Origin of the sequence: Pseudomonas spelaei, assembly GCF_009724245.1 — a bacterium.
Taxonomy (GTDB): Bacteria; Pseudomonadota; Gammaproteobacteria; order Pseudomonadales; family Pseudomonadaceae; genus Aquipseudomonas; species Aquipseudomonas spelaei.
Genome location: NZ_WNNK01000005.1, coordinates 292,206 through 317,526, shown reverse-complemented (window position 1 = coordinate 317,526; position 25,321 = coordinate 292,206). Strand labels below are relative to the sequence as shown.

General features: G+C 60.6%; 13 protein-coding genes. 10 read left to right on the top strand and 3 right to left on the bottom strand.

The genetic code is table 11. From position 1 onward, the window contains the following. Nucleotides 1-33: 33 nt before the first annotated feature. On the bottom strand, nucleotides 34-1,323 hold the full coding sequence (locus GNF76_RS08585; RefSeq protein WP_155582742.1) for a glycosyltransferase: 1,290 nt from the start codon (nucleotides 1,321-1,323) through the stop codon (nucleotides 34-36). A 181-nt stretch (nucleotides 1,324-1,504) separates the two neighbouring features. Here GNF76_RS08585 and tpx point away from each other — a divergent pair, with 181 nt between their 5' ends. The 7 genes from tpx (at nucleotide 1,505) to GNF76_RS08550 (ending at nucleotide 14,215) form a co-directional block, all read left to right on the top strand. Continuing rightward, nucleotides 1,505-2,005, top strand: a complete 501-nt coding sequence (gene tpx, locus GNF76_RS08580; RefSeq protein ID WP_155582741.1) for a thiol peroxidase — start codon at nucleotides 1,505-1,507, stop codon at nucleotides 2,003-2,005. Between the two features lie 232 nt (nucleotides 2,006-2,237). Then, nucleotides 2,238-3,545 carry an MdtA/MuxA family multidrug efflux RND transporter periplasmic adaptor subunit gene (locus GNF76_RS08575; RefSeq protein WP_155582740.1) on the top strand — a complete coding sequence of 436 codons (1,308 nt, stop codon included), beginning with the start codon at nucleotides 2,238-2,240 and terminating at the stop codon, nucleotides 3,543-3,545. Then, entirely contained in the window at nucleotides 3,542-6,643 is a 3,102-nt protein-coding gene (locus GNF76_RS08570) for an MdtB/MuxB family multidrug efflux RND transporter permease subunit (protein WP_155582739.1), read from the top strand. The genes GNF76_RS08575 and GNF76_RS08570 overlap by 4 nt, the downstream gene beginning before the upstream one ends. Then, on the top strand, nucleotides 6,640-9,747 hold the full coding sequence (locus GNF76_RS08565) for an efflux RND transporter permease subunit (RefSeq protein WP_155582738.1): 3,108 nt from the start codon (nucleotides 6,640-6,642) through the stop codon (nucleotides 9,745-9,747). The genes GNF76_RS08570 and GNF76_RS08565 overlap by 4 nt, the downstream gene beginning before the upstream one ends. Continuing rightward, nucleotides 9,744-11,339: an efflux transporter outer membrane subunit gene (locus GNF76_RS08560; protein ID WP_281354890.1), complete on the top strand. Its 1,596-nt coding sequence runs from the start codon at nucleotides 9,744-9,746 to the stop codon at nucleotides 11,337-11,339. Before GNF76_RS08565 ends, GNF76_RS08560 begins: the two co-directional genes overlap by 4 nt. Further along, nucleotides 11,303-13,390, top strand: coding sequence for a putative bifunctional diguanylate cyclase/phosphodiesterase (locus tag GNF76_RS08555; RefSeq protein ID WP_155582737.1), 2,088 nt, complete (start codon nucleotides 11,303-11,305; stop codon nucleotides 13,388-13,390). The genes GNF76_RS08560 and GNF76_RS08555 overlap by 37 nt, the downstream gene beginning before the upstream one ends. A gap of 78 nt (nucleotides 13,391-13,468) precedes the next feature. Continuing rightward, nucleotides 13,469-14,215 (top strand): SDR family oxidoreductase, encoded by a 747-nt coding sequence (locus tag GNF76_RS08550; RefSeq protein WP_155582736.1) that lies wholly within the window; start codon nucleotides 13,469-13,471, stop codon nucleotides 14,213-14,215. Between the two features lie 48 nt (nucleotides 14,216-14,263). Here GNF76_RS08550 and mapR read toward each other — a convergent pair whose 3' ends face one another. After that, complete coding sequence (gene mapR / locus GNF76_RS08545) at nucleotides 14,264-15,673, bottom strand: GntR family transcriptional regulator MpaR (RefSeq protein ID WP_155582735.1); 1,410 nt, start codon at nucleotides 15,671-15,673, stop codon at nucleotides 14,264-14,266. A 118-nt stretch (nucleotides 15,674-15,791) separates the two neighbouring features. Beyond that, a complete protein-coding gene (gene ccoG / locus GNF76_RS08540) occupies nucleotides 15,792-17,201 on the bottom strand; it encodes a cytochrome c oxidase accessory protein CcoG (RefSeq protein ID WP_155582734.1) in 1,410 nt (469 codons plus the stop codon). A 403-nt stretch (nucleotides 17,202-17,604) separates the two neighbouring features. On the opposite strand from ccoG, the gene GNF76_RS08535 reads away from it, so the two are divergent. The 3 genes from GNF76_RS08535 to glgB all read left to right on the top strand — a co-directional run bounded on the left by GNF76_RS08535 (nucleotide 17,605) and on the right by glgB (nucleotide 25,292). Further along, a complete protein-coding gene (locus tag GNF76_RS08535; RefSeq protein WP_155582733.1) occupies nucleotides 17,605-19,605 on the top strand; it encodes an alpha-1,4-glucan--maltose-1-phosphate maltosyltransferase in 2,001 nt (666 codons plus the stop codon). 111 nt (nucleotides 19,606-19,716) lie between these two features. After that, nucleotides 19,717-23,064, top strand: coding sequence for a maltose alpha-D-glucosyltransferase (gene treS / locus GNF76_RS08530; protein ID WP_155582732.1), 3,348 nt, complete (start codon nucleotides 19,717-19,719; stop codon nucleotides 23,062-23,064). Next, entirely contained in the window at nucleotides 23,061-25,292 is a 2,232-nt protein-coding gene (gene glgB / locus GNF76_RS08525; RefSeq protein ID WP_155582731.1) for a 1,4-alpha-glucan branching protein GlgB, read from the top strand. Before treS ends, glgB begins: the two co-directional genes overlap by 4 nt. Nucleotides 25,293-25,321: the final 29 nt, after the last annotated feature.

Sequence of the window (25,321 nt, the reverse complement as noted above, 5' to 3'; positions counted from 1 at the left end):
GCCTGCCACCTCGCCAGCGTCGGCTGTTTAAACTTAAACGCTGCGGTTCTTCGCCTCGATCCACTGCGCCATGTACTGGGTGCTTTTGTGCAGGTGATGGCGCAGCATGCTGCCGGTGAAGTTATTGCGTCGGTGTTCGGCCAACTGGCTGCGGCATTGCTCCAGGCGCTCGACCAGCGCCGGGCCATGGATTTCCTGGGCGTAGCGGCGAGCCAACAGGCGGCGGCCGTTTTCCTGGGCCCGGGCCCAGCCTTCCGGATCCTGATACAAGGCCACTGCCGCGGCCGCCAAGGCACTGGCACTCCGTTCGATCACGCCCGGCCATGGCTGGTCATCGCCCATGCCTTCGGCGCCGATCGGTGTCGTGACACTGGGCGTGCCACAGAGCATCGCGTCCACCAGCTTGCCCTTGATTCCAGCCCCAAAGCGCAACGGCGCCAGGCAGATACGTGCAGCGGTCATCACCTGCAGCGCATCTTCAGCCCAGTTCATCACATGAAACCCCTGGGCCGGGTTGTGCAACGCCGTGGCCTTGGGCGGGGTATAGGCCCCATAAACATGTAACTGCGCACCCGGCAGTTGCTGGCGGATCAACGGCCAGACGCTGTTCTTCATCCACAGCACGGCATCCCAGTTGGGGGCGTGGCGAAAGTTGCCGATACTCAGGAAGTGCGCTCGATCCTCAAACGGCGCGAAGGCAGCGGTCGGGGCTTCAACCATCAGCGGGCACCCGTGGAGGAGGGCGGCAGGCACCTTGAAGTGTTCGGTGAGCAACTGGATTTCCACCTCGGAGATCATCAGGCTGATGTCACAGCGATAAATGGCCGCGATCTCGCGTTTGGCCAAATCACTGTCCGCCATCAACTGAAACTCTTCGTCCAAAGCGTCACAAAACACAGCGCCAAAATCATCCGCTTCGGGCTTGCGTTTAAGGTACTCCTTGAGGCGCTGCTGACGGGCATCCCGCAGGCTTTGCAGGTCCGAGGTTTCCAGCACCCTTAACGCGTCAGGGCAGTGTTTTTCCACCCGCCAGCCGAACTGCTCTTCCATCATGAAACGGTCGAACAACACGATGTCCGGGGCCAGTGTGCGGATAAAATCGTCAAAGCTGCTGTTATTAAGCTCGATGGCGCATTCGTGAATGCCCAGCGACGGTAAGTCGGCCTTGTGCTCACCAAGGGTCGCCGGGCTGCTGAAGGTGATGTCCCAGCCTTGGTCCAGGAAGCTCTGCAGGATCTGCATCATATGGCCACCCGCTGCCGAGGAGCGGGGTTCTGGCCAGACATAACCAATAACCAGGACTTTGGTGGCGGGCTGATTCATCAGAAAGCGTTCCTTGATAGGGGCAGGCAAAAAGCGCCGCAATTAAACCACAGCGGCCCGGTCCTCGCCTTGCGTCATAGACCATGACAATTTGTGTTTGACCGTAGGTCCGCGCATTACTTTGTGTTTAACTTCGGCCTCTCGAATTCGTTCTAACAAAACCCATATGAGGAATCCGTCCATGGCTCAAGTCACCCTTAAAGGCAACCCTGTCCAAGTCAACGGCCAACTGCCACAAGCCGGTTCCAAGGCGCCAGCCTTTTCCCTGGTTGCCGGCGATCTGTCCGACGTCACCCTGGCCAGCTTTGCCGGCAAGCGCAAAGTGCTGAACATCTTCCCAAGCGTCGACACCCCGACCTGCGCCACCTCCGTGCGCAAGTTCAACACCCAGGCCAATGACGTGGCCAACACGGTTGTACTGTGCATCTCCGCTGACCTGCCATTCGCCCAGGCGCGCTTCTGCGGTGCCGAAGGCCTGGAAAACGTGAAGAACCTGTCGACCCTGCGTGGCAGCGAGTTCATCGAAAACTACGGCGTGGCCATCGCTGACGGTCCACTCAAGGGCCTGACCGCTCGTGCCGTTGTTGTGCTGGACGAAAATGACAAGGTGCTGCATAGCGAACTGGTCAAGGAAATTGCCGAAGAGCCAAACTACGAAGCGGCCCTGGCTGTTTTGAAGTAACGATTACTGCGCACGACTGTCGTTTTGCAGTAACACGTTTGATGCATGATTGCGGCCTGGCCTAGTCCAGGCCGTTTTTATTTACGGTTCAGCGGCTTAGCCAGGACACTGAAGTTTTAACTGTAAAAGTGAAAAGTTGTAAGTCCAAAGGTAAATAGCCGGTAAAGGCGCTTTTCTTACAGCGCTCCAGTGCTTATCTTTCAGCCTCCCAAAGAAGAAGCTCTCGCGCCCAATGGTTGATCAATCCATGCAATCCACCCCCCGCAACTCCCGCCGCTGGCTGTTCGGCTTGCTCGTTCTGTTGGTTATAGCCGGCCTGTGCTGGAAGTTCTGGCCGGCTAGCCATAAAGAAGGCGCCGAGCAGAAGCCTGCCGGCCGCACAGGAAAGTCGGGAATGATGCGCCCGGGCTTCGGCGGCTCGACCGGCCCGGTGCCGGTGCGCGTGTCGCCCGCAGTGCTGGGGGAGTTTCCGGTCTACTACAAAGCCTTGGGCACCGTGACGGCGTTGAACACCATCAACGTGCGCAGCCGCGTGGCGGGTGAGTTGGTCAAGATTGCCTTCGAGGAAGGGCAGATGGTCAAGGCCGGTGATCTGCTGGCAGAGATCGACCCACGCAGTTACCAGAACGCCTTGCTCCAGGCTCAAGGTACGCTGTTGCAGAACCAGGCCCAGTTGAAAAACGCCCAGGTCGACGTTCAGCGTTACCGCGACCTGTATGCGCAAGACAGTATTGCCAAGCAAACCCTGGACACTGCCGAAGCGTTGGTCCTGCAATACCAGGGCACGGTCAAGACCAACCAGGGCGCGGTGGATGACGCCAAGCTCAACCTCGACTTCACCAAGATCCGCGCGCCGATTTCCGGACGCGTAGGCCTGCGCCAACTGGACGTCGGCAACCTTGTCGCCGCCAATGACACCACAGCCCTGGCCGTGATCACCCAGACCCAGCCGATCAGCGTGGCCTTCACCCTGCCGGAAACCACCCTGGGCGTCGTGCTCGCGCGCTACCGTGGCGGCAACAAGCTGCCGGTGGAAGCGTGGGACCGTGGCGATGTCAAGCGTCAGGCCACTGGCGTGCTGCAAAGCCTGGACAACCAGATCGACGTGACCACCGGCACCCTGAAGTTCAAGGCGCGCTTCGATAACCAGGACCAGGTGCTGTTCCCTAATCAGTTCGTTAATGTGCACCTGCTGGCCGATACCCTGCATAACGTGGTGCTGGCACCTTCAGCGGCGATCCAGTTTGGTAACAGCGGCACCTTCGTCTATGCCCTCGACGGCGACAAGAAGGTCAAGATCCGCCCCTTGGTGATTGGTGACAGCGACGGTGAAAACACCGTGATCAAGGAAGGCCTGGCCGCTGGCGACCGGGTGGTGCTCGAAGGCACCGACCGCTTGAAGGACGGCAGCGATATCGAAGTGGTCAACGACAGCACTGAAGCCCCGACCACGCCGACTGAACACCTGCAGGGCCAACCGGCAGCCAAGGCACCGCAAGGCCCGGCTGATGCCGGCAAGGCGCAAAAGGGCGGCGCATGAACCTTTCGCGGCTGTTCATCCTTCGGCCGGTAGCCACTACCCTGAGCATGCTGGCTATTGTACTGGCCGGTGTGATCGCCTATCGCTTGCTGCCGGTTTCGGCCTTGCCTCAGGTCGACTACCCGACTATCCGGGTCATGACCCTGTACCCCGGCGCCAGCCCGGACGTAATGACCAGTGCCGTAACCGCGCCGCTGGAGCGCCAGTTCGGGCAGATGCCCGGCTTGACCCAGATGGCGTCCACCAGTTCCGGTGGTGCGTCGGTGTTGACCCTGCGCTTCAACCTCGACATCAACATGGATGTCGCCGAGCAACAAGTCCAGGCTGCGATCAACGCCGCCACCAACCTGCTGCCCAAGGATTTGCCGGCGCCGCCGGTGTACAACAAGGTCAACCCGGCGGACACCCCGGTGTTGACCCTGGCCATCACCTCGAAAACCATGCTGTTGCCCAAGCTCAATGACTTGGTCGACACCCGCATGGCGCAGAAAATCGCCCAGATCAGCGGCGTCGGCATGGTCAGCATCGCCGGTGGCCAGCGCCAGGCGGTGCGGATCAAGGTCAACCCCGAGGCCCTGGCGGCCAATGGCTTGAACCTGTCGGATGTGCGCACCTTGATCGGCGCGTCCAACGTCAACCAGCCCAAGGGCAACTTCGACGGCCCGACCCGGGTCTCGATGCTCGACGCCAACGACCAGTTGGTCTCGCCCCAGCAATACGCCGAGCTGATCCTGGCCTACAACAACGGCGCTCCTCTGCGCCTCAAGGATGTGGCGCAGATCGTCGATGGCGCCGAAAACGAACGCCTTGCCGCCTGGGCCAATGAAAATCAGGCCGTGCTGCTGAACATCCAGCGCCAGCCTGGAGCCAACGTGATTGAGGTGGTCGACCGGATCAAGGCTTTGCTGCCGAGCATTACCGACAACCTGCCGGCCGGCCTGGACGTGACGGTTCTCACTGACCGTACCCAGACTATTCGCGCCTCGGTCAAGGACGTCCAACACGAATTGCTGATCGCCATCGCCCTGGTAGTCATGGTGACGTTCCTGTTCCTGCGCCGTTTCAGCGCCACCCTCATTCCGTCCATCGCCGTGCCACTGTCGCTGGTGGGCACCTTTGGCGTGATGTACCTGGCCGGCTTCTCGGTCAACAACCTGACGTTGATGGCCCTGACCATCGCCACCGGTTTTGTGGTGGACGACGCTATCGTGATGCTGGAGAACATCTCGCGCTATATCGAGGAAGGCGAGACACCGCTGAATGCCGCGCTCAAGGGCGCCAAGCAGATCGGTTTCACCCTGATTTCCCTGACCCTGTCGCTGATTGCGGTACTCATTCCGCTGCTGTTCATGGCGGACGTGGTCGGGCGGTTGTTCCGCGAGTTCGCCATCACCCTGGCGGTGGCGATCCTGATTTCCCTGGTGGTGTCACTGACCCTGACGCCGATGATGTGCGCCCGTTTGCTCAAGCGCGAACCCAAGGAAGAAGAACAGGGCCGCTTCTACAAGGCCAGCGGCGCCTGGATCGACTGGCTGATCGAAGCCTACGGACGCAAGCTGCAATGGGTACTCAAGCACCAGCCACTGACCCTGTTCGTGGCCATCGCTACCCTGGGCTTGACGGTGGTGTTGTACCTGGTGGTGCCCAAGGGCTTTTTCCCGGTGCAGGACACCGGAGTGATCCAGGGTATTTCCGAAGCGCCGCAATCGATCTCTTTCGCTGCCATGAGCCAGCGCCAGCAAGAACTGGCGAAGGTGATCCTCGCGGATCCATCGGTGCAGAGCCTGTCGTCCTATATCGGTGTCGACGGCGATAACGCCACCCTCAACAGTGGCCGCTTGCTGATCAACCTCAAACCCCACAACCAGCGGGACTTGAGCGCGGCGCAGATCATCACCCGCCTGCAACCGGAGCTCGACAAACTGGTGGGGATCCGCCTGTTCATGCAGCCGGTGCAGGACCTGACCATCGAAGACCGCGTCAGTCGTACCCAGTACCAGTTCAGCATGTCCTCACCGGATGCCGAACTGCTGGCCCTGTGGAGCGGCAAGCTGGTGCATGCCCTCAGCCAGTTGCCGGAACTCACCGACGTGGCCAGCGACCTGCAAGACAAAGGCCTGCAGGTGTACCTGGTGATCGACCGTGACGCCGCCTCGCGCCTCGGCGTTTCGGTGTCGACCATCACCGATGCGCTGTACGATGCCTTTGGCCAGCGGCAGATTTCCACCATCTACACCCAGGCCAGCCAATACCGCGTGGTGTTGCAGGCCCAGTCCGGGGAAACCCTGGGGCCGGATGCGCTGAACCAGATCCATGTGAAGACCACTGACGGCGGCCAGGTGCGGCTGTCGAGCCTGGCTCACGTGGAACAGCGTCAGGCGCAGTTGGCGATTGCCCACATCGGTCAGTTCCCGGCGGTGATGATGTCATTCAACCTGGCGCCCGGCGTGGCGCTGGGCAAGGGCGTCGAGCTGATCAACCAGACCCAGAAAGACATCGGCATGCCGGTGGGCGTGCAGACCCAGTTCCAGGGCGCGGCCCAGGCATTCGAAGCGTCGCTGTCGAGCACCTTGCTGCTGATCCTCGCAGCGGTGGTGACCATGTACATCGTGCTGGGTGTGCTCTACGAGAGCTACATCCACCCGATCACCATTCTGTCGACCTTGCCATCGGCTGCGGTGGGTGCCTTGCTGGCGTTGCTGCTCAGCGGCAATGACCTGGGGATGATCGCGATTATCGGCATCATCCTGCTGATTGGTATCGTCAAGAAGAACGCGATCATGATGATCGACTTCGCCCTTGACGCCGAACGCAACCAGGGCCTGGACCCGCAAACGGCAATCTACCAAGCGGCGCTGTTGCGCTTCCGGCCGATCCTGATGACCACCCTGGCTGCATTGTTCGGTGCGGTGCCCTTGATGTTGGCCACTGGCTCCGGCGCAGAATTGCGCCAGCCTCTGGGTCTGGTGATGGTCGGCGGGTTGCTGCTGAGCCAAGTCCTGACGCTGTTCACTACCCCGGTGATCTACCTGTACTTCGACCGCCTGGGCCGTCGCTGGGGCAAACAGCCCGAGCGTCTGGAGCCGGTTGAGCCATGAACCTGTCCGGACCTTTCATACGCCGGCCGGTTGCCACGATGCTGCTGAGCCTGGCGATCATGCTGCTGGGGGGCGTCAGCTTCAATTTGCTGCCGGTGTCACCGCTGCCGCAAATCGACTTCCCGGTGATCGTCGTGCAAGCCAGCTTGCCCGGGGCCAGCCCCGAGGTGATGGCGTCCACGGTGGCTACGCCGCTGGAGCGATCCTTCGGCGCAATCGCCGGCATCACCACCATGAGCAGTTCGTCGAGCCAAGGCTCGACCCGGGTCATCCTGGCGTTTGATTCCGGACGGGATATCAACGGTGCCGCGCGGGAAGTGCAGGCTGCGATCAACGCCTCACGCAACCTGTTGCCCAGCGGCATGCGCAGCATGCCCACCTACAAGAAGATCAACCCGTCCCAGGCGCCGATCATGGTGCTGTCGCTGACATCGGACGTGCTGAAGAAGGGTGAGCTCTACGACCTGGCTTCGACCATCCTCTCCCAAAGCTTGTCCCAGGTACCGGGTGTCGGTGAAGTACAGATCGGCGGCAGCTCCCTGCCGGCGGTGCGTATCGAGCTGGAGCCCAAGGCCCTCGACCAATACGGCGTGGCCCTGGATGACGTACGTAATACGATCGCCAACGCCAACGTGCGCAGGCCCAAAGGTTCCCTGGAAGACAGCCAGCGCAACTGGCAGATCCAGGCCAACGACCAGTTGGAAAAGGCCAAGGACTACGAGCCGCTGTTGATTCGTTACCAGAATGGCGCGGCCTTGCGCCTCAGCGATGTGGCGAAGATCAGCGATGGCGTTGAAGACCGCTATAACAGCGGTTTCTTCAACAACGATTCGGCGGTGCTGTTGGTGATCAACCGCCAATCCGGCGCCAACATCATCGAGACCGTCAAGCAGATCAAGGCGCAGTTGCCGGCCTTGCAGGCGGTGTTGCCGTCCAGCGTCAAGTTGAACCTGGCCATGGACCGCTCGCCGGTGATCACCGCCACTTTGCACGAAGCCGAGATGACCCTGCTGATCGCCGTGGCCCTGGTGATTCTGGTGGTCTACCTGTTCCTCGGTAACTTCCGGGCCTCATTGATTCCGACGCTGGCGGTGCCGGTGTCGCTGGTGGGCACTTTCGCGGTGATGTACCTGTTCGGTTTTTCGCTGAACAACCTGTCGCTGATGGCACTGATCCTCGCCACCGGCCTGGTGGTGGACGATGCCATTGTGGTGCTGGAGAACATTTCCCGGCATATCGATGACGGTATTTCGCCGATGAAGGCGGCTTACCTGGGGGCCAAGGAAGTCGGCTTCACCTTGCTGTCGATGAACGTGTCGCTGGTGGCGGTGTTCCTGTCGATCCTGTTCATGGGCGGGATCGTCACGAGCCTGTTCCGCGAGTTTTCCATCACCCTGGCGGCGGCGATCATCGTCTCGCTGATTGTCTCGCTGACCCTGACGCCGATGCTCTGCGCCCGCTGGCTCAAGCCCCACATCAAGGGCGAAGAAACCGGCTTGCAGCGCTGGAGCGAGAAAGTCAATGACCGCATGGTCGCCGGTTATGCCCGTAGCCTGGACTGGGTGCTGCGGCATCGGCGCCTGACCCTGCTCAGCCTGCTGGTGACGGTAGGCGTCAATATCGCGCTGTACGTGGTGGTGCCGAAAACCTTCATGCCGCAGCAGGACACCGGCCAACTGATCGGTTTTGTCCGGGGCGATGACGGCCTGTCGTTCAGCGTCATGCAGCCGAAAATGGAGATCTTCCGCAAAGCCGTGCTGCAAGACCCCGCGGTGGAAAGCGTGGCCGGGTTTATCGGTGGCAACAGTGGCACCAATAACGCGGTGATGCTGGTGCGGCTCAAGCCCATCAGCGAGCGCAAGATTTCTGCCCAGGCGGTGATCGAGCGCATGCGCAAGACCGTGCCACTGGTGCCCGGCGGCCGCCTGATGCTGATGGCCGACCAAGACCTGCAATTTGGCGGTGGCCGCGACCAGACGACCTCGCAATACTCCTACATCCTGCAAAGCGGCGATCTGGCGGCCCTGCGCCTGTGGTACCCGAAAGTGGTTGCCGCGCTGCGTGAGCTGCCGGAGTTGACCGCGATCGACGCCCGCGAAGGCCGTGGTGCGCAACAGGTGACGCTGGTGGTCGACCGCGACCAGGCCAAGCGCCTGGGCGTGGACATGAACATGGTCACGGCGGTATTGAACAACGCCTACAGCCAGCGGCAGATTTCCACCATCTATGACAGCCTCAACCAGTATCAGGTGGTGATGGAGGTCAATCCGAAGTACGCCCAGGACCCGATCACCCTGAATCAGGTGCAGGTCATCACGTCCACCGGCGCGCGGATTCCGCTGTCGGCCATTGCTCACTATGAAAATAGCCTCGCGGACGACCGGGTCAGCCATGAAGGCCAGTTTGCTTCCGAGAACATCGCGTTCGACATGTCCCCCGGGGTAACGGTAGAGCAGGGCACCGCCGCCATCGAACGGGCGATTGCCAAGGTCGGTCTGCCGGAAGACGTGATCGCCAAGATGGCCGGCACCGCAGACGCCTTCGCGGCGACCCAGAAAAGCCAGCCGTTCATGATCCTCGGCGCACTGGTGGCGGTGTACCTGGTGCTGGGGATTCTCTATGAGAGTTACATCCACCCCTTGACCATCCTGTCGACCTTGCCATCTGCCGGGGTCGGCGCCTTGCTGTCGATCTACGTGCTGGGGGGCGAGTTCAGCCTGATCTCGCTGTTGGGGCTGTTCCTGCTGATCGGGGTGGTGAAGAAAAACGCCATCCTGATGATCGACCTGGCGCTGCAACTGGAGCGCAAGGAAGGCATGGATCCACTGGAGTCGATTCGCAGCGCCTGTCTGTTACGGCTGCGGCCGATCCTGATGACCACCCTGGCGGCGATCCTCGGTGCCGTGCCGCTGCTGATCAGCAGCGCCGAAGGCGCGGAAATGCGCCAGCCCCTGGGCCTGACGATTATCGGTGGCTTGGTGTTCAGCCAGATCCTGACCCTTTACACCACGCCTGTGGTTTACCTTTATCTCGACCGCCTACGCCACCGTTTCAACGGCTGGCGCGGGGTGCGTACCGATGCTGCCTTGGACACTGCGCTATGACCGATTCAACGTTTCCTACTGTCCAGCGTCTGGCCATGCCCCGCGGCTCCAAGCTCCTGAGCCTGGTGCTCTGCGGGGTGATGCTCAGCGCCTGCGCCGTCGGCCCGGACTATAAGCGTCCGCAACTGACCGAGCCGGCCCAGTACAAAGAGGCCCAGGGCTGGCGTCAGGCAGCACCCAGCGATTCCCTGGCCCGTGGCGCCTGGTGGGAGCTGTACGGCGACAAGCAACTCAATGAACTGGTAGATAAGCTCAACACTGCCAACCAGACCGTGGCCCAGGCTGAAGCGCGCTTTCGCCAGGCCCAGGCGCTGGTGCGCAGTTCCCGTGGGGCGTTTTTCCCAAGCGTTGACCTGAGTGTCGGGAAAACCCGTGCCAGCCAGGGTACCGGCAGCAGTAACTCTGGGCTGAGTACCTCCAGCAGTGGTATCCGTGACACCCTCAATGCCCAGTTGGGCGTCAGTTGGGAAGCGGACATCTGGGGCAAGTTGCGTCGCGGCCTGGAAGCCAATGAAGCCAGTGCTGAAGCCAGCGCGGCAGATTTGGCGGCCATGCGCTTGAGCCAGCAGTCGGAGCTGGTACAGGACTATCTGCAATTGCGGGTCATGGATGAACAGACCCGCTTGCTGCAAGCCACGGTGGATACCTACCAGCGCTCCTTGCAGATGACCGAAAACCAATACCGCGCCGGTGTGTCGGGTAAAGACGCAATCGCCCAGGCCCAGACTCAGCTGAAAAGCACCCAGGCCAGCATGATCGACCTGATCTGGCAGCGGGCTCAGTTGGAAAATGCCATCGCGGTGTTGGTCGGTGTGCCACCGGCCAACTTCAACCTGGCGGTGAGCAAGGATATTCCGGCGCTGCCACAGATTCCGGTCAGCCTGCCATCACAGTTGCTCGAGCGTCGTCCAGACATTGCCTCGGCGGAGCGGGCCGTCATCGCGGCCAACGCCAATATCGGCGTGGCGAAAACAGCGTATTACCCGGACCTGACCTTGAGCATGGCAGGTGGCTATTCCAGCAGCACGTACGCCGACTGGATCAGCCTGCCCAACCGTTTCTGGTCGGTGGGGCCGAAACTGGCCATGACGCTGTTTGACGGCGGCCAGCGCTCGGCGGAAGTTGATCGCGCCGAAGCGTCCTACGATGAAACTGTGGCCAAGTACCGCCAGACCGTGCTCGATGGTTTCCGCGAAGTGGAAAACTACATGGTTCAGCTCAAGGTCCTGGAGGACGAGGCCGGCGTTACCAATGAGGCCCTGGAAGCCGCGCGGGAATCCTTGCGTCTGACCCAGAACCAATACAAGGCCGGGTTGATTGCCTACCTTGATGTGGTCGTTGTCCAGGCAACCGCCTTGAGCAACGAACGTACTGCCCTGACATTGCTGCAAACACGGCTGGTAGCCAGTGTGCAACTGATCGCGGCACTCGGCAGCGGCTACAAGGGTAGTGGCCTTCTGATAATTTTTCGGTGTCCGAGAATTATTCTCGCTACAATCGCGGACTTTTCCACCCGGCACGGATGCCGTTCGGCCCTCTGGCCACGAGAAGTCCCATGCTCACCGGTAGTTATTCCCCCGTCCTGGTCTTGATCTCGCTGTTTGTCGCGATCCTCGCTTCCTATACCGCACTGGATTTGACTGGGCGTATCGCCACGTCAAAGGGCCGTGCCGTGTACCTCTGGATGAGCGGCGGAGCCCTGGCCATGGGGATCGGCGTCTGGTCCATGCACTTTATCGGGATGTTGGCGTTCCGCTTACCCATCAACCTGGGTTATGACATCGGTATCACGTTCCTGTCGCTGCTGATTGCCGTGTTCTCCTGCGGGTTTGCCTTGTGGCTGGTCAGCCAACCGCGCCTGCCGGCCTGGCAACTGGCGTTTGGTGCGCTGATCATGGGGGGTGGCATCAGCGCCATGCACTACACCGGCATGGCCGCCATGCGCATGACACCGGGCATCGACTACGACCCCACCTTATTTGGCGCATCCTTGCTGATTGCCGTCGGTGCTTCGGCCGCCGCGTTGTGGATCGCCTTCAACCTGCGGCGCAATACGCCTTATGTACGCCTGGCCCGAGGCGGAGCGGCGATTGTCATGGGCGTGGCGATTGTCGGTATGCATTACACCGGCATGGCCGCCGCACGGTTTGCCGATGGCAGTTTCTGTGGCGCCGCGCTGGACGGCCTGAGCGGCAAGGGTCTGGATAATCTGGTGCTGGTTACCAGTCTGGCAGTGTTGACCATCGCACTGCTGACGTCGTTGCTGGATGCTCGCCTGGAAGCGCGCACCGCCGTGCTCGCGGACTCCTTGAGCCTGGCCAATCAGGAACTGACTCACCTGGCCTTGCATGACACCTTGACCGGTCTACCCAATCGAGGTCTGCTTGCCGACCGCATTCAACAGGCCATGCAGGTGGTGACGGAGCAGGGCGGCTGTTTTGCCCTGATGTTTATCGACCTGGATGGTTTCAAGCCCGTCAACGATGCCTTTGGCCATCACATGGGCGATCAGTTGTTGCGCGAAGTGGGCCTGCGCCTGCGGGAAGACCTGCGTAGCCAGGACACCTTGGCCAGAATCGGCGGTGACGAGTTCGTGTTGCTGGTGCAATTGACTCAAGCCGATGACGCGATGCGCCTGGCCGAACGTCAGGTGGGGTTGATCAATCAGGTATTTCACGTTGCCGAACATGAGTTGAAAATCTCTGCCAGCGTGGGCATCGCCATGTTCCCGGGCAACGGCGCTACACCGCAGGAACTGCTGATGAACGCAGACGCCGCGATGTATCACGCCAAAGGCATGGGCAAGAATGGCTACAGCTTTTTCGATGTCTCGATGAACACCAACGCCCGCAAGCAACTGCAGTTGCTCCAGGACTTGCGCAATGCCCTGGAGCAAGGGCAGTTCCAGCTCTATTACCAGCCTAAGTTCGACGCCGGCACGGGGCGACCAGTAGGCGCTGAAGCGCTGTTACGCTGGGAGCACCCGCAACAAGGCTTGTTGATGCCAGACAAATTCATTGAATTGGCGGAAAAAACCGGGCTGATCATTCCCATTGGTGAATGGGTACTCAATGAAGCGTGTCGCCAGATGCAAGTCTGGTACGCCCAGGGTTATCGGGATTGGCGCATTGCCGTGAACCTGTCGGCGTTGCAGTTTTGCCATGCAGGGCTGGTCAAGAGCGTCGCCAGCGCTCTGGAGCGTCATCAGTTACCGGCCAACAGCCTGACCCTGGAAATTACCGAAACCACCGCCATGAGCGACGCCGATGCGAGCATGACGGTGCTGCAGAAGCTCTCGGACATGGGCGTCGACCTGTCCATCGATGATTTTGGTACGGGTTACTCCAGCTTGATGTACCTCAAGCGCCTGCCGGCCAATGAGTTGAAAATCGACCGTGGTTTTGTCCGCGACCTGGAGCATGACAGCGATGACGCCGCCATCGTCTCGGCCATTGTTGCCCTGGGCCAGGCCCTGGGGCTGCGGATTGTGGCGGAAGGCGTTGAGACCGATGTGCAGCAGAGTTTCCTGACACGCTTGGGCTGTGACTCTCTGCAAGGTTACTTGCTGGGGCATCCGATGCCCGCGGATGGCTTTATGGTGGATATCCAGCAGGCCGAACTGAAGCGAGTGATCGGTCCATGACGTGAGTCCATGCAAAACCCGTCCGTCAAAGGTATTCTTGGATCCAACCGTTTTCAGGTGAACCAGGAGACAGCACGCATGGACAAAGTCGTCATCATCACCGGTGGCAGTCGTGGGATCGGTGCCGCCACGGCGTTGTTGGCTGCCCGTCAGGGCTATCGCATCTGCATCAACTTTCAGTCTGACGAAGACGCTGCTCAACAGGTGCTGGATCAAGTCCGCGCCCTCGGTGCCCAGGCTATTGCCGTGCGCGCCGATGTCAGCATCGAGGACGAAGTGATCAGCCTGTTCAACCGCGTCGATGCCGAGCTGGGCCGGGTCACGGCGCTGGTGAACAACGCCGGCACCGTGGGGCACAAATCGCGGGTCGATGAAATGTCCGAATTTCGCATCCTGAAGATTCTCAAGACCAATGTATTGGGGCCTATCCTGTGCGCCAAGCATGCCGTGCTGCGCATGTCGCCCAAACATGGCGGGCAGGGTGGCAGCATCGTCAATGTTTCATCCGCTGCTGCGCGTATCGGTGCGCCAGGAGAATATGTGGACTATGCGGCGTCGAAAGGCGCGCTGGATACCTTCACCATCGGCCTTTCCAAGGAAGTGGCCGGTGAGGGGATCCGTGTCAACGGCGTGCGTCCCGGCTTCATTTTCACCGAATTCCACGCCCTGAGTGGCGACCCTGATCGAGTCAGCAAGCTTGAGCCCGGTATTCCCATGGCCCGTGGCGGGCGGGCGGAGGAAGTGGCGGAGGGGATTATCTGGTTGCTGTCGGACAAGGCGTCCTATGCCACCGGGACCTTTATCGACCTGGCCGGCGGTCGCTAGTGACGAATACCGTGCGGTAAGACGCCAAGCGTCTCACCGCACGCCCGCTCAGAACGAGCGCACAATCTTGCCCAAGGTCTCCATGGCCTTTTCACACGTCTCATCCCATGGACTGCCATAGTTCAAACGGATGCAGTTCCTGAACCGCTGTGTCGGCGAAAAAATTGGCCCCGGGGCGATGCTGATGCCCTGGGCCAATGCCATCTGGAACAACTTCAACGAGTCCATCTGCTCCGGCAACTCCAGCCACAGGAAATAGCCGCCTGCCGGCTGGCTGACCCGGGTCTGCGCCGGGAAGTAGCGGGCGATGGCCGCGAGCATGGCGCTTTGTTGCTCTTCCAGGGCATAGCGCAACTTGCGCAGGTGCCGGTCATAGCCGCCATGTTGCAGGTAGTCGGCAATCGCCGCCTGGGCCGGCATTGAGGCACACAGCGAGGTCATCAATTTCAATCGCTCGATTTTCTGTGCATAACGCCCGGCGGCGACCCAGCCGATGCGGTAGCCGGGGGCCAGGCTTTTGGCGAAGGAACCGCAGTGCATTACCAGGCCTTCGGTGTCGAAGGCCTTGGCCGGTTTTGGCGCCTGCTGGCCGTAATACAGCTCTGCGTAGACGTCATCCTCGATCAGCGGCACCTGATGGCTGCGCAACAGCTCCACCAACTCCTGTTTCTTGGCCTCGGGCATGGTGGCGCCCATGGGATTCTGGAAACTGGTCATGCACCAGCAGGCCTTGATCGGGTAACGCTCCAGGCTTTGGGCCAGCACCTTCAGGTCGATACCGTCCCGTGGGTGTACGGGGATTTCCACGGCCTTGAGCTTGAGACGCTCCAGCACTTGCAGGCTGGCGTAAAACGCCGGGGCTTCGATGGCCACCAGATCGCCAGGTTCGGTCACGGCTTGCAGGCACAGGTTCAGCGCTTCGAGGGCGCCATTGGTGATCAGTAGTTCTTCCATGGGCAACATCAGCCCGCCAACCATGTAGCGCAGGGCGATTTGCCGGCGCAGTTGCGGGTTGCCCGGCGACAGGTCGGTGACCACCATACGCGGGTCCATTTCCCGGCTGGCGCTGGCCAGGGAGCGGGCCAGACGCTGCAGCGGGAACAGTGTCGGGCTGGGGAAGGCCGAGCCGAACGGTACGGTTTGCGGGTCCTTGATCGAATCCAGCACCGAGAACACCAATTCGCTGACATCCACTTCGGTGGACTCATGCACGTGTTCACTGACGGCCGGCTCTGAAAACGGACTCGGTGCGTGGGTGTTGACGAAATACCCGGAGCGGGGACGTGCGCGGATCAGGCCTCGGCGCTCCAGCAGGTAGTACGCCTGGAATACGGTGGACGGGCTCACGCCATAGGTCTGGCTGGCATAACGCACCGACGGCACGCGCTGGCCGGGGCCGAGGACGCCGGAGCGGATCAGTTCTGCGATGTCGTCGGCGAATTTTTCGTAGCGTTTCATCGGGGGCCTAGTGTGTTAAGTACATTGTGTCGCCGCTGCCGAGGTACGAGGCTGCGATGCGTGTCCGTAGGACCGCCGCTCCCACATTTGATTTTCGGTGTTTCTGACATTGTATTTCTCAGCGATTCAACGGCGCCACAAACCGGCTATCCGCCACACTATGAATGCCTGGCTCATCGACATCCGACACCTTGAAACGGATGGTCTGGGAGCTGCTGCCCGGTTTATCCGCCGTCATCGCCACCGACACCGGTACATCCGTAATCTCCCCGGGCGCCAGGCTGATTTCGGTCTTGCCCTGCAACTGGAAGCCATCACCGTCCACCAACGCCAGGCGATAATCCTGACGCTGCTGGGTCTTGTTGATGACCTTGAGGCTGTAGATGTTCTCGATCAACCCTTCACTGTTCTCACGAAACATCCCACGGTCTTTGGTCACGTCCAGCGACACCATCGGCCGCTCTACCAACGCCACCCCTAACGCGCCAATCATCACCAGCAGCACGGCACTGTAGCCGATCAGCCGTGGCCTGAGCAGGTGCGTCTTGCCGCCTTGCAGTTGATGTTCAGAGGTGTAGCTCACCAGGCCACGGGCGTAGCCCATTTTGTCCATGATCGAGTCACAGGCATCGATACAGGCGGCGCAGCCAATGCATTCCATCTGCAAACCGTCGCGGATGTCGATGCCGGTAGGGCAGACCTGCACGCACAACTGGCAGTCGATGCAATCGCCCAGGCCAACTTCAGCGGGCTTCACGTCACGCTTACGTGGGCCACGGTGCTCACCGCGAGCCACATCGTAGGAAATGGTCAGCGTGTCTTTGTCGAACATCACGCTCTGGAACCGCGCATACGGGCACATGTGCATGCACACCGCTTCGCGCAGCCACCCGGCGTTGAGGTAAGTAGCCCCGGTGAAAAACAGCACCCAGAACAGGCTGACACCGCCCATTTGCCAGGTCAGCAGTTCCTCGGCCAAAGGACGGATAGGGGTGAAGTAACCGACAAAGGTCAGCCCCGTCAGGAGGCTGATCGCCAGCCACATCGTGTGCTTGGCCGAACGCCTGATCAGCTTGTTCAGCCCCCAGGGCGCGGCCTGCAGCTTGATGCGCTGGTTGCGCTCGCCCTCGGTGACTTTTTCACACCACATGAACAACCAGGTGAATGAGCTTTGCGGGCAGGTGTAGCCACACCAGACCCGTCCGGCAAACACGGTGATCGCAAACAAGCCGAAGGCACAGATGATCAACAACGCCGACAGCAGGATGAAATCCTGAGGCCAGAAGGTTGCACCGAAGATGTGGAATTTGCTCTCGGCCAGGTCCCATAACACCGCCTGCCGACCACCCCAGTTCAGCCACACGGTGCCGAAGAACGCCAGGAACAGAAACCCAGCACCGCTGAGACGCAAGGTACGAAACAGCCCGGTGAAGCTGCGGGTGTGGATCAGGCTGTTACTGGGTTTGGCCTTCTTCTGTTGAGCAGGCTCGAATGTTTCAACTAATCGGACGGGGATTCTCTCGCTCATGGTCTTTCGCTCATCAGCCTCCATCAGGCGGATGAACTATGCCCGGCGATCTGTTTGCATAACAGACTCAGGTATTGCGATAAAAAGCGGATCAGATGGGCTGCTGAGCCGCGCCTGCGACAATGTGCTGCACCCCATCTCTCTGGGGCTTGCGGCTGTATCAGAGCGCTCTGCGGCGTGCTGACACAGATCAATCAAATCACCGAATCACCCGTGTGGCCTCCTTTATGCTTTGCTGTATCGGTGGGCAACCGCTGGGTGGATTTGCCTCCCCGCTCGACGGCGGCCTATCCACCTGAACTTTTCAGCGGGCATCAGGCTCGGAACTTAAAGGGTCCGCTTCAGGATGGACCTTTGCGTATCAAGCACAAGAGCGTCCATGGGGCGTAGGGGGACATGCTCGATGACTGCTGAATCACCGACGACGCAAGACGAATCAACGCCAGTGTTACCACTGTCCCAGGCACTGTTGCTGCCCAGGATTGCCATTGAAAGCACCACCCCGGTGATTGACGGCGGCGAGTTCGCTGTAAAGGCCGTGGTGGGGCAGCGCATCCACGTCAGCAGCAAGGTATTTGCTGACGGTCACGACAAGCTCGCAGTACTGGTGCGTTGGCGGCCATTGAGCGAAGAGAATTGGCACAGCGTGGCTATGATCGATGTCGGCAACAATGGTTGGGAGAGCGCATTTACGGTCAACGCCCAAGGCCCTCATCAATTTTGTATCGAGTCCTGGGTCGATCACTTCGCCAGCTTTTGCTACGAACTGGGCAAGAAGCATGAGGCCGGCGTGCCGGTCAGCCTTGAACTGCAGGAAGGTCGCAGCCAGGTGCTGCAAGCTGCCGAACGCAGTGAAAATGCATTGCGCGACCGCTTGATACAGTTGCACCACCAGCTCTCAGGGTTGCTGGAAACCGAACAAGTGGCGATGTTTATGCACGAAGAGAGTGCACGCCTGATGGCCCAGGCCGATCATCGACCGTATTTGAGCATCAGCCCGGTGTACCCGATTGATGTGGAGCGCCAGGCTGCGCAATTTGCCAGCTGGTACGAGCTGTTTCCCCGCTCGATCACTGACGATCCGGCTCGTCACGGCACCTTCAACGATGTGCACTCACGCTTGTCGATGATCCATGACATGGGCTTCGACGTACTGTACTTCCCGCCGATCCATCCCATCGGCCGCCGCCACCGCAAGGGCAAGAACAATGCCCTGACGGCCGGGCCCGATGATCCGGGCAGCCCTTACGCCATTGGCAGCGAGGAGGGCGGTCACGACGCCCTTCACTCGCAGTTGGGTACCCGCGAAGACTTCCGGCGCCTGGTGCAGGCCGCCGCCGATCACGGCCTGGAAATCGCTCTGGACTTCGCTATCCAGTGCTCCCAGGACCACCCCTGGCTTGTGCAGCACCCTGGCTGGTTCAACTGGCGCCCCGACGGCAGCATCAAATACGCCGAGAATCCACCGAAGAAATACCAGGACATCGTCAACGTCGACTTCTATGCCGCTGATGCTATTCCAGGCCTGTGGGTCGAGCTGCGGGACATCGTGGTGGGCTGGGTCCTGGAGGGCGTCAAGACCTTTCGGGTCGACAACCCGCACACCAAGCCGCTGCCGTTTTGGCAATGGTTGATCAGCGATGTCCGGGCCAAACACCCGGACGTGATCTTCCTCGCCGAGGCCTTTACCTCCCCGGCGATGATGGCGCGCCTGGGCAAGGTCGGTTACTCCCAGAGCTACACCTATTTCACCTGGCGCAACACCAAGGCCGAGCTGACCGAATACCTGACGCAGTTGAACGAGTCGCCCTGGCGCGAATGCTTTCGCCCCAACTTCTTCGTCAACACGCCGGATATCAACCCAGGGTTTCTCCATGGGTCTGGCCGCGCGGGTTTTTTGATTCGTGCCGCCCTGGCCACTATGGGGTCGGGGCTGTGGGGCATGTATTCGGGCTTCGAATTGTGCGAAGCCGCCGCGATACCCGGCAAGGAAGAATACCTGGACTCGGAGAAGTACGAGATCCGCCCGCGGGACTTCAACGCGCCCGGCAACATCATCGCCGAGATCGCCCAATTCAACCGGATCCGCCGACAGAACCCGGCCCTGCACAGTCACCTGGGCTTGAAGCTCTACAACGCCTGGAACGACAACATCCTGTACTTCGGCAAGCGCAGTGAGGACGGCAATAACTTCATTCTGGTGGCCGTCAGCCTCGATCCGTTCAACGCCCAGGAAGCCCATTTTGAATTGCCGCTGTGGGAGATGGGCCTGCCGGACGACGCCCAGACCCAGGGCGAAGACATGATGAACGGCCACCGCTGGACCTGGTACGGCAAGACCCAGTGGATGCGGATCGAGCCGTGGCACCAGCCGTTCGGGATTTGGCGGATCAGCGTTTCCTGACCGGACCCTGATCTCCAACACACCGGAGATCAAATGTGGGAGCAGGCAAGCCAGCTCCCACATTGATTGTGGTTGTTCAGGCAGATTTTTTGAATTCTCCAGGAGTATCCAATGGCGAAGAAACCCAAGGCTGCCACCTTTATCAAAGACCCGCTCTGGTACAAGGATGCGGTGATTTATCAGGTTCACGTCAAATCCTATTTCGACTCCAATAACGACGGCATCGGTGACTTTCCCGGGCTGATCGCCAAGCTCGACTACATCGCCGACCTGGGCGTGAACACCATCTGGCTGCTGCCGTTCTACCCCTCGCCACGCCGCGATGATGGCTATGACATTGCCGAATACCGTGGCGTGCACAGCGATTACGGAACCATGGCCGACGCCAGGCGTTTTATCGCCGAGGCCCATAAACGCGGGCTGCGGGTCATTACTGAACTGGTGATCAACCACACCTCCGACCAGCACCCGTGGTTTCAGCGCGCGCGCAAGGCCAAGCCAGGTTCCAAGGCCCGGGATTTCTACGTCTGGTCCGATGATGACCAGAAGTATGACGGCACCCGCATCATCTTTCTCGACACCGAAAAATCCAACTGGACCTGGGACCCGGTCGCCGGCCAGTACTTCTGGCACCGTTTCTATTCCCACCAGCCGGACCTGAACTTCGACAACCCGCAGGTCATGAAAGCTGTGCTGTCAGTGATGCGTTACTGGCTGGACATGGGCATCGACGGCCTGCGCCTGGATGCCATTCCCTACCTGATCGAGCGTGACGGCACCAACAACGAAAACCTGCCGGAAACCCATGACGTCCTCAAGCAGATCCGCGCTGAAATCGACGCCAACTACCCGGATCGCATGCTCCTGGCCGAAGCCAACCAATGGCCGGAAGACACGCAGCTGTATTTCGGCGACACGCAGGGCGATGACGGCGATGAATGCCACATGGCCTTTCACTTTCCGCTGATGCCGCGCATGTACATGGCCCTGGCTCAGGAAGATCGCTTCCCGATCACCGATATCCTGCGTCAGACTCCGGAGATCCCCGCCAATTGCCAATGGGCGATCTTCCTGCGCAACCACGATGAACTGACCCTGGAGATGGTCACCGACAAAGAACGCGACTACCTGTGGAATTACTACGCGGCCGACCGTCGCGCGCGGATCAACCTGGGTATTCGTCGTCGCTTGGCACCACTGATGGAGCGCGACCGCCGTCGCGTCGAACTGCTCAACAGCCTGCTGCTGTCGATGCCGGGCACGCCCACCTTGTATTACGGCGATGAAATCGGCATGGGTGACAACATCTACCTCGGCGACCGCGACGGTGTGCGCACGCCCATGCAATGGTCCATCGACCGCAACGGCGGCTTCTCGCGCGCCGACCCGGCGAGTCTGGTACTGCCGCCGATCATGGACCCGCTCTACGGCTATCAGTCAGTCAACGTCGAAACCCAGGCCCAGGACCCGCACTCGCTGCTGAACTGGACCCGGCGCATGCTGGCAATCCGTAAACAGTCCAAGGCATTCGGTCGTGGCAGTCTGAAAATGCTCTCGCCGACCAACCGGAGAATCCTGGCCTATACCCGTGAATACACCGGCGATGATGGCAAGCAGGAAATCATCCTTTGTGTGGCCAACGTCTCACGCAGCGCCCAGGCCGCGGAGCTGGACCTCTCGGCGTTTGCCGGTATGGTCCCGGTGGAGATGCTCGGCGGCAATGCCTTCCCACCCATTGGCCAGCTGACTTTCCTGCTGACCCTGGCGCCGTATGGCTTCTACTGGTTTGTGCTAGCCGCGGAAAACCAGATGCCGAGCTGGCATGTGGAGCCGGCGCAAAGCATTCCGGACTTCACCACCCTGGTGCTGAAAAAGCGCATGGAAGAATTGCTCGAAGCGCCATGTCGCACCACCCTGGAGCAAACCTCGCTTCCGGCCTGGCTGCCCAAGCGCCGCTGGTTCGCCAACAAGGACTCGGTTATCGACGGCGTACACATTGCCTACGGTGTGCGCTTTGGCGACCCGCAGCACCCGGTGTTGCTCAGCGAGATCGAAGTCACCACGGGCGGGCAGGTCAGTCGTTACCAACTGCCGTTCGGCTTCCTGGCCGAAGAGCAGTACACCAGCGCCTTGCCGCAACAACTGGCACTGGCCCGGGTACGCCGGGTGCGCCAGGTGGGCCTGGTGACCGACGCCTTCAGCCTCGACACCTACATCCGCGCGGTGATCCATGGCCTGCAAGCCACGACGGTGCTGCACTCCACCGACGGCGACATTCGCTTCGAGCCCACGGCGCAACTGGCCCAACTGGAACTCACTGACGAATCGGAAGTGCGCTACCTGGCCGCCGAGCAGTCCAACAGCTCCGTGGTGGTGGGCGGTAGTCTGGTGCTCAAGCTGATTCGCAAAGTCAGCGCGGGTGTGCATCCCGAACTGGAGATGGGCGCTTACCTGACCGCCGCCGGTTACGAGCATATTTCGCCGCTGCTGGGCTCGGTGATTCGTCGCGATGCCGAAGGCGAGGACAGTTTGCTGATGATTGCCCAGGGTTACCTGAGTAACCAGGGCGACGCCTGGGGGTGGACCCAGAACAACCTGGAACGGGCGATTCGCGATGAGTTGGCCGAGGCGATTTCCGAACAGGAACAGCACTACAACGCCCTCGGCGAACTGGCGGATTTCGCCGGTTTGCTTGGCCAGCGCCTGGGGGAGATGCATCAGGTGCTGGCGGCGCCCCCCCCCCATAAAGAGTTCAAGCCCGAGGTCACTTCCCTCAAGGACAGTCAGGGTTGGGCCAAGCAGGTCGGCGCACAAGTTGACCGCGCGCTGCAGTTGCTCAAGCACCATCAGAGCCACTTGAGCGCTGCTGATCAAGCGCTGGTCGGTGCTTTGCTCGACCAGAAAAAAGCCATCACCGGTCACGTCCAGGCGCTGGCCAAGGCCACGGTCGGTGGCTTGCGAATTCGCGTGCATGGCGACTTGCACCTGGGCCAGGTGCTGGTGGTCAAGGGCGATGCCTACCTGATCGACTTTGAAGGCGAACCCGCGCGACCACTCCATGAGCGGCGTGGCAAACACAGCCCGTACAAGGATGTAAGTGGCGTGTTACGGTCGTTTGATTACGCCGCCGCCATGGCCCTGAATGTGCAAGGGGTAGATCACTCGGCTGAAGCCCATGCGGCACGGCAACGGGTAGCTGATCGTTACCTGCATGAAGCGCGGCAGGCATTTATCCAAGCCTACCATGAGGCCACGGCTACAATGGCCCATGACTGGCAGGATGCCAAAGGCCAGGACGCCGCGCTGATGCTGTTCAGTCTTGAGAAAGCCGCGTACGAAGTGGCCTACGAAGCGGAAAATCGCCCGACCTGGCTGCCGGTGCCATTGCAAGGTTTGCACGGGCTGCTCAACGGGCTAAAACCTGTATCCAACAGTGCACGCGGTGGGGAGACGTCATGAGTTTTACACACAAAGAACCGCTGCAACCCAAGTTGACGACGATGCCTGCCTCCAAGGATATCGAAGCGCTGGTACGGGCCGAACATCCTGATCCATTCTCGATGCTCGGCCCTCACGATGACGAGGCAGACGGTCAGTTTATCCGCGCCTATTTGCCCGAAGCCCTGAGTGTTCAGGTACTGGCTCGAGACGGTGGAGAACAGATCGGCGACCTGGGTGCGACACACGTACCGGGATTGTTCGTCGGTCACTTCACCACGCGCCAGGGCTATTTGTTGAAGATCCAATGGGCGGGCGGTGAACAGATCACCGAAGATCCCTACAGCTTCGGCCAGTTGCTCGGGGAGATGGACCTTTACCTGTTTGCCGAAGGCAATCACCGTGACCTGAGCAGTTGCCTCGGTGCCCAGGTGATGAGCGTTGACGGTGTACAGGGCGTGCGCTTTGCGGTGTGGGCGCCGAATGCCAAGCGGGTTTCGGTGGTAGGCGACTTCAACATTTGGGACGGTCGGCGGCACCCGATGCGCCTGCGTCATCCCTCAGGCGTCTGGGAGGTTTTCATCCCGCGTCTGCAACCCGGTGCGGCCTACAAATACGAGATTCTTGGGGCCAGTGGCATCTTGCCGCTCAAGGCCGACCCGATGGCCCTGGCCACTCAGTTGCCGCCGGACACCGCGTCAAAAGTCGCCTCACCCCTGCAAGTGGACTGGCAGGACCACGCGTGGATGCAAGCCCGTAGCAAACGGCAAACGCCCAGCGCGCCCTTGTCCATCTACGAGCTGCATGCCGGCTCCTGGCAGTGTGAGCTGGATGAAGTCGGTGAAGTCTTGCGCCAGTACACCTGGCGTGAGTTGGCAGAGCGGTTGATTCCGTATGTGCAGCAGTTGGGGTTTACCCATATCGAACTGATGCCGATCATGGAGCATCCATTCGGTGGTTCCTGGGGCTATCAGGCGCTTTCGCAATTCGCCCCCAGTGCGCGCTTCGGTTCGCCGGAGGATTTCGCGTTCTTCGTCAACGCCTGCCACCAGGCGGATATCGGTGTGATTCTGGATTGGGTGCCCGCACATTTTCCTACCGACGCCCACGGTCTGGCGCAATTCGACGGCACCGCGCTGTACGAATATGGCAACCCGCTGGAAGGCTTTCATCAGGATTGGGACACACTGATCTACAACCTGGGGCGCACTGAAGTCCACGGCTTTATGCTGGCCTCGGCGTTGCACTGGCTCAAGCATTTCCATATTGACGGCCTGCGGGTGGATGCCGTGGCGTCAATGCTGTACCGCGACTATTCACGCAAGGCCGGTGAATGGGTACCGAACCGCCATGGCGGTCGGGAAAACCTGGAAGCCATCGACTTCCTGCGTCACCTCAATGACGTGGTAGCCCTTGAGGCGCCCGGTGCGCTGGTGATTGCCGAGGAGTCCACGGCCTGGCCCGGGGTCAGCCAAAGTACCCAGCAAGGCGGCCTGGGGTTCAACTACAAGTGGAACATGGGCTGGATGCATGATTCGCTGCACTACATCCAGCAGGATCCGGTCTACCGCGCCCATCATCACAATGAGCTGAGCTTCGGCCTGGTCTACGCCTGGTCCGAGCGTTTTATCCTGCCGATTTCCCACGATGAAGTGGTTCACGGCAAGCACTCGTTGATCGACAAGATGCCCGGCGATCGCTGGCAGAAATTCGCCAACCTGCGGGCCTACCTGAGTTTCATGTGGATGCATCCCGGCAAGAAGTTGTTGTTCATGGGCTGTGAATTTGGTCAATGGCGGGAATGGAATCACGATCAACAGCTCGATTGGTACCTGCTGCAATACCCGGAGCACCGGGGTGTGCAAAAGCTGGTGGGCGACCTCAATCGCCTGTACCGCGAAGAGCCGGCCCTGCACGATCAGGACGACGTGCCTCAGGGCTTCCAGTGGCTGATCGGCGATGATGCCATCAACAGCGTCTACGCCTGGCTGCGCTGGAGCAGGGAAGGCCGGCCGGTGTTGGTGGTGGCCAACTTCACGCCGGTGCCACGTCAGGATTACAAGGTCGGCGTACCGTTTGCCGGGCAGTGGAGCGAGGCGATCAATAGCGACTCCGCCACCTATGCCGGGTCCAACTATGGCAACGGTGGCGGGGTATTTACCGAGGATGAGCCGCAACATGGGCAGCCGGTATCGTTGTCGCTGAACCTGCCGCCTCTGGGGGTGCTGATTCTACGGCCGCAGGGCTGAAGCGGCCCCTCAACCCGGCGCCGGCGTTG